The organism is Castellaniella sp. GW247-6E4 (genome assembly GCF_040276065.1).
Classification (GTDB): Bacteria; Pseudomonadota; Gammaproteobacteria; order Burkholderiales; family Burkholderiaceae_B; genus Castellaniella.
Genome location: NZ_JBELOI010000028.1, coordinates 1 through 5,059, shown reverse-complemented (window position 1 = coordinate 5,059; position 5,059 = coordinate 1). Strand labels below are relative to the sequence as shown.

Below are 5,059 nucleotides of genomic sequence, written 5' to 3'. Positions count from 1 at the left end.
TGCTCTATGAAGAGCGATTCGTCAGGCCTGTCGCCTGATGTTCAACTCGCCTTGAACACGGAATTCCTGACACCCCCGCATTATGAAAACCGAGTCGATTGGGCTGGAAAAGCGGATTCTGAAATCGGCTTGATCAGACCTTCCCTAGTGTTGCTCATCACAACGCTACTATTCTCGCGTGTGGTGCTGGCAGGCTACGCTTGCCCCCTGCCTCAACTACAGGCTGAGACCTCAGCATCTCAGATGAATGGCGCCGACTGCACTCAGCCGGCCGATCACTCAAAGATGATCGACGAAGCACAGCCTTCGCTGTGCGCACAGCACTTCTCAGACGAAAAACAAGCCACGAATGCCGTAGCACAACCCTTGGCGTCCGAGCCTGTTCTTTTCTTTGCCTATCCCCTTCCGCTTCCCCTTGCGCTACAAGTTTGGCAGCCAGCCGCCTTTGACTCTACGTCAGCTTCAGGCGGTGGCGATGACCCACTCTTTCTCCTGACGCTTCGACTGCGCATTTGATCTAACTCCGATTTTCGTTGCCAAGGCCACGGTGACCACCGTGCCTTGTTTTCGTTCGCCTATTCGGAGTTAATTATGCTCGAACCACTACGCGCGCTCGTATCGCAGCGCGCCGTGACGCGCACTCGTGTTCTGTGCGCACTACTGGCGCTTGCCAGCACAACCGCCTACGGCCAAAACGGCGGCCTGACGCTCGACACTGCCCTCTACCAGGCCACCAATCGCTCGGCAGCCATACAGGCTAGCCAGTCCTCTGTACTTGCCAGCACCCACGCCGCCGTCAAAGCCGATCAATTGCCCGATCCTATGCTCAAGGCCGGGATCGATAACCTGCCTATCAACGGTCCAGATCGCTACTCGCTCACACAAGATTTCATGACCGCACGCTACGTTGGCATCGAGCAGGAATGGGTTTCTTCTGGCAAACGTGAACGCCGCTCAAATCTAGCAAATCGCATTGTCGACAAGGATCAGGCGGCCACTCTGGTACAGCTCGCCAACACGCGCCAGCAGACAGCAATCGCGTGGCTTGACGCGGCGTATGCACAGCGAGCCCTTGCGCTCTCCAATGCCTTGATCGAGCACATGACCCATGAGCTTGCAGCGACCCGCGCCTCCTATCGCGGACTCAGCGCGAGCGCAGACGATGTGACGCAAGCACAAATCATGCGCTCCCAGGTCAAAGACCAGCTGCTGAAGGCACAGCAGGCGTCACGTTCAGCGCTGATTACGCTCAGTCGATGGGTAGCCGCCCCGGTGACTACGATCGCAGGTGACATACCACCATTGGAATCCCACGTGGCCACGCTTACGCAGGAGGAACTGAACCAGGTTCAACCCGAGCTCCTCGCGGCTGAGCGTGATATTTACGTAGCGGACGCCGACACATCGGTAGCCAGCAGCAATCGAACGCCGAACTGGACTTGGGGCGTGACCTACCAGCAGCGGGGAAGCCAGTACTCGAACATGGTTTCCGTTGGCGTGAGCATCCCGCTGCCCATTTCTCGGGCGAATAGACAGGATCAAGATGTCGCTGAAAAAGCGGCCCTTGGCAACAAGGCACGTTTAATGCTGCGAGAAACCCAGCGTCAAGTTCACGCCAATATCCAAAATCTGTCTACCTCGCTCGCCAATGGGCGCGAACGAATCGCCAGCCTGAACAGCACGCTGTTGCCCGCAGTCGCCCAGCAAGTCCGACTCGCGACAGCCGCCTACAAATCGGGCTCAGGATCGCTAGCCAGCGTATTCAACGCCAAGCGCACGCAACTGGAGGCCCAACTCCAGGTTGTGGATCTCGAACGCGATGTGGCCCAGGTCTGGGCCCAGCTTGAATACCAGATCGTCCCTAATAGCAATCCGCTCGGCCAAAAGGAATAAACATGCGACAAACTCACTTGGCGCGCCCCTTATTTGCGCTCGTTGTCATCACTGCACTGCTTGGTGTCGGCTATATATTTGGGTCTCGCCATACCCTCAGCACTCCCCTCGATTCTGCTATGGCCTCTACCGCGAGTGATCAAGCAGACAGCAAATCGGATCGAAGAGTCCTGTACTGGCACGATCCGATGGTCCCGAGCCAACATTTCGATAAGCCGGGAAAATCGCCCTTCATGGATATGGCGCTGCAACCCGTCTATGCGGACGAAGGCGGTGTCACCGGCATTAAGGTCGATCCAACGCTCCAGCAGAATCTCGGCATTCGTTATGCGACCGCCCAGCAGCGCCAAACCAAGAACGGTTTCGATGCGGTGGGCACAACACAGTTCGATGAGTCCCGCGCAGTCGTGGTCCAGTCTCGTGTGACGGGCTATATCGATAAGCTGTACGCGAATGCACCGATGCAGCAAGTCGCCAAAGGTGCCCCGATTGCTTCCTTGTTCGTACCAGACTGGCTCGCACCGCAGGAAGAATACCTAGCGTTAAAGCAAAGCCATGCTGATCGAGGCATGCTCTCAGCCTCGCGTGCACGTATGCGGGCAATGTCCATCCCGCAGGACATCCTCAATGCGATTGATCGAACCGGCAAAGCGCAAAGCCACATGACCTTACGCGCGCCGCAGGCAGGCGTCATCGCCGAGCTCAACGTGCGTAACGGTGCGATGGTGTCACCGGGACAAACGCTGGCCAAGGTCGCTGGCTTGAGCAAACTTTGGCTCGTGGTCGAAATACCGGAGTCAATGGCTCTTGAGGTGCACCAAGGTATGAGCGTGAACGCCGTATTCGCGGGAGACTCCACACAGCATTTCACAGGACACATCCGCGAGATCCTGCCAGGAATCAGCAGCACCAGTCGCACGCTCCAGGCCCGCCTCGAAATCGACAATGACGACTTCGGGATGACGCCGGGCATGCTGATGCGCGCTCACATCAGTGCGGCGATCGCCACCCCGCGCCTGATCGTCCCCTCCGAAGCCGTGATTACAACCGGGAAGCGGTCCATCGTGATCGTTAAAAACACCGACGGTCGTCTACAACCTGTCGAAGTCAAGATTGGCGAAGATCTGGGCAACAACACCGAGATCCTAAGCGGACTAAGTGAAGGACAACAGGTTGTGGCATCCGGCCAATTTCTGATCGACTCGGAAGCGAACCTGAAGTCCGTCCTTCCCAAACTGGCGGACAACTCCGCCATGAGCAGCGCGGGCAGTTCCGCCGCCTCGTCGTCCGCTACGCCTGCACCAGTCTACGAGACAACCGGCAAAGTCGAGCACGTCACAGCCTCTGGCATCACGTTTTCACACCAGCCGGTTCCTGCCCTGAGCTGGCCTGCAATGACCATGACGTTCGGTAAGCCTTCTGCGGCCGCATTCCCTAATATCGAGGTTGGCCAGACCGTTCACTTCATCTTTAAGCAAGCAAGTGATGGATACCAACTGACTCAGGTTGAACCAATCGCGGGAGGCACACAATGATTGCGCGCCTCATCCATTGGTCTATCCACAATCGCTTCCTGGTGCTCTTGGCGACGCTCGTGATCGTCGCATGGGGCGTTTTTTCCCTCCTGAATACCCCGGTCGATGCATTGCCGGATCTCTCCGACACCCAAGTCATCATCAAGGCATCCTATCCTGGTAGAGCCCCGCAGGTGGTCGAGGACCAGGTGACCTATCCGCTCACCACCACCCTACTCGGCGTGCCCGGTGCCAAAACCATCCGCGCGTACTCCTCGTTTGGTGACGCGTTCGTGTATGTGCTGTTCGATGACAACACAGATCAGTATTGGGCTCGGTCTCGGGTGTTGGAGTACCTGAATCAAGTGCAGAGCCGACTTCCTCAAGGGGCCACCGTTTCGCTCGGACCCGATGCCACAGGCGTAGGTTGGATCTACGAATACGCACTGGTCGATCGCACTGGGGCGCACGATCTGGGGCAACTCAGGGCGCTTAACGACTGGTTCCTTAAATTCGAGCTCAAGGCAGTGCCGGATGTCTCCGAAGTCGCCTCGATCGGCGGCATGGTGCGTCAGTATCAGGTGATCGTGGATCCCGATAAGCTGCGTGCCTACGGAATCACCCTGGCGTCAGTCGGTGAGGCGCTGGGTAAGGCTAACCAGGAATCGGGCGGCTCGGTGGTCGAGCTGGCAGAGTCCGAATATATGGTGCGCTCCTCCGGGTATCTGCGCTCTCTGGAGGACTTCAGAAATGTGGTGCTCCGCACAAACGACACAGGAACGCCAGTCTTATTGGGCGATGTGGCGCGCATTCAGATTGGACCGGAAATGCGTCGTGGCATCGCTGAACTCAATGGCGAAGGTGAAGTCGCGGGCGGCGTCATTGTGATGCGCTCCGGGAAAAACGCCCTGACCACCATCAATGCCGTGAAAGCCAAGCTTGCCGATCTAAAGAAGTCCTTGCCCCCTGGTGTTGAGGTCGTCACGACGTATGACCGCTCGCAGCTGATCAAACGGGCGGTGAACAACCTGACGCATAAGCTCATCGAGGAATTCATCATCGTCGGACTGGTTTGCGCCTTATTTCTATTTCATCTACGCAGCGCCCTAGTGGCAATTTTATCGCTGCCGCTGGGAATATTGGCCGCGTTCATTGTGATGCGCTACCAAGGCATTAACGCAAACATCATGTCGCTCAGCGGAATTGCGATTGCTATCGGCGCGATGATCGATGCCGCCATCGTAATGATAGAAAACGCGCACAAACACCTGGAGGCGTACGAGGAACAGCATCCCGGTGTGCCGATTACGACGGCCCAACGCTGGGAGCTGATTGCAACCTCCACTGCGGAGGTCGGGCCTGCGCTCTTCTTCTCTCTCCTCATTATTGCGCTGTCGTTTATCCCTGTGTTTTCGCTCGAAGGGCAAGAGGGGAAAATGTTCGCGCCCCTGGCCTTCACGAAGACTTACTCGATTGCGGCTGCAGCGGGGATCTCGGTCACGCTCGTGCCCGTGCTCATGGGTTACTTCATTCGCGGCCGTATCCCCCATGAAATGTCCAACCCCATCAATCGCCGGGCCTGTCATTAATTTCGTGTTTAAGGCATAACATGCACTCAAGGAGTGATTATGCCTCGCAAGACGAAGACCCCA

At 57.2% G+C, this 5,059-nt stretch carries 3 protein-coding genes and 1 pseudogene; all 4 read left to right on the top strand.

From position 1 onward, the window contains the following. Positions 1-516, top strand: a 516-nt coding sequence (locus ABS761_RS16675) for a hypothetical protein (RefSeq protein ID WP_350409518.1), incomplete at its 5' end; no start/stop codon positions are given. Positions 517-591: 75 nt separating this feature from the next. Continuing rightward, a complete protein-coding gene (locus ABS761_RS16670; RefSeq protein ID WP_350409517.1) occupies positions 592-1,893 on the top strand; it encodes a TolC family protein in 1,302 nt (433 codons plus the stop codon). 2 nt (positions 1,894-1,895) lie between these two features. Continuing rightward, the gene (locus ABS761_RS16665) at positions 1,896-3,428 is read left to right on the top strand and encodes an efflux RND transporter periplasmic adaptor subunit (protein WP_350409516.1); all 1,533 of its coding nucleotides are present in this window, start codon (positions 1,896-1,898) and stop codon (positions 3,426-3,428) included. Further along, positions 3,425-4,981 (top strand): annotated as a pseudogene (locus tag ABS761_RS16660) (efflux RND transporter permease subunit); the annotation flags it as partial. The gene ABS761_RS16665 and the pseudogene ABS761_RS16660, both read left to right, overlap by 4 nt. Between the last annotated feature and the right edge of the window lie 78 nt (positions 4,982-5,059).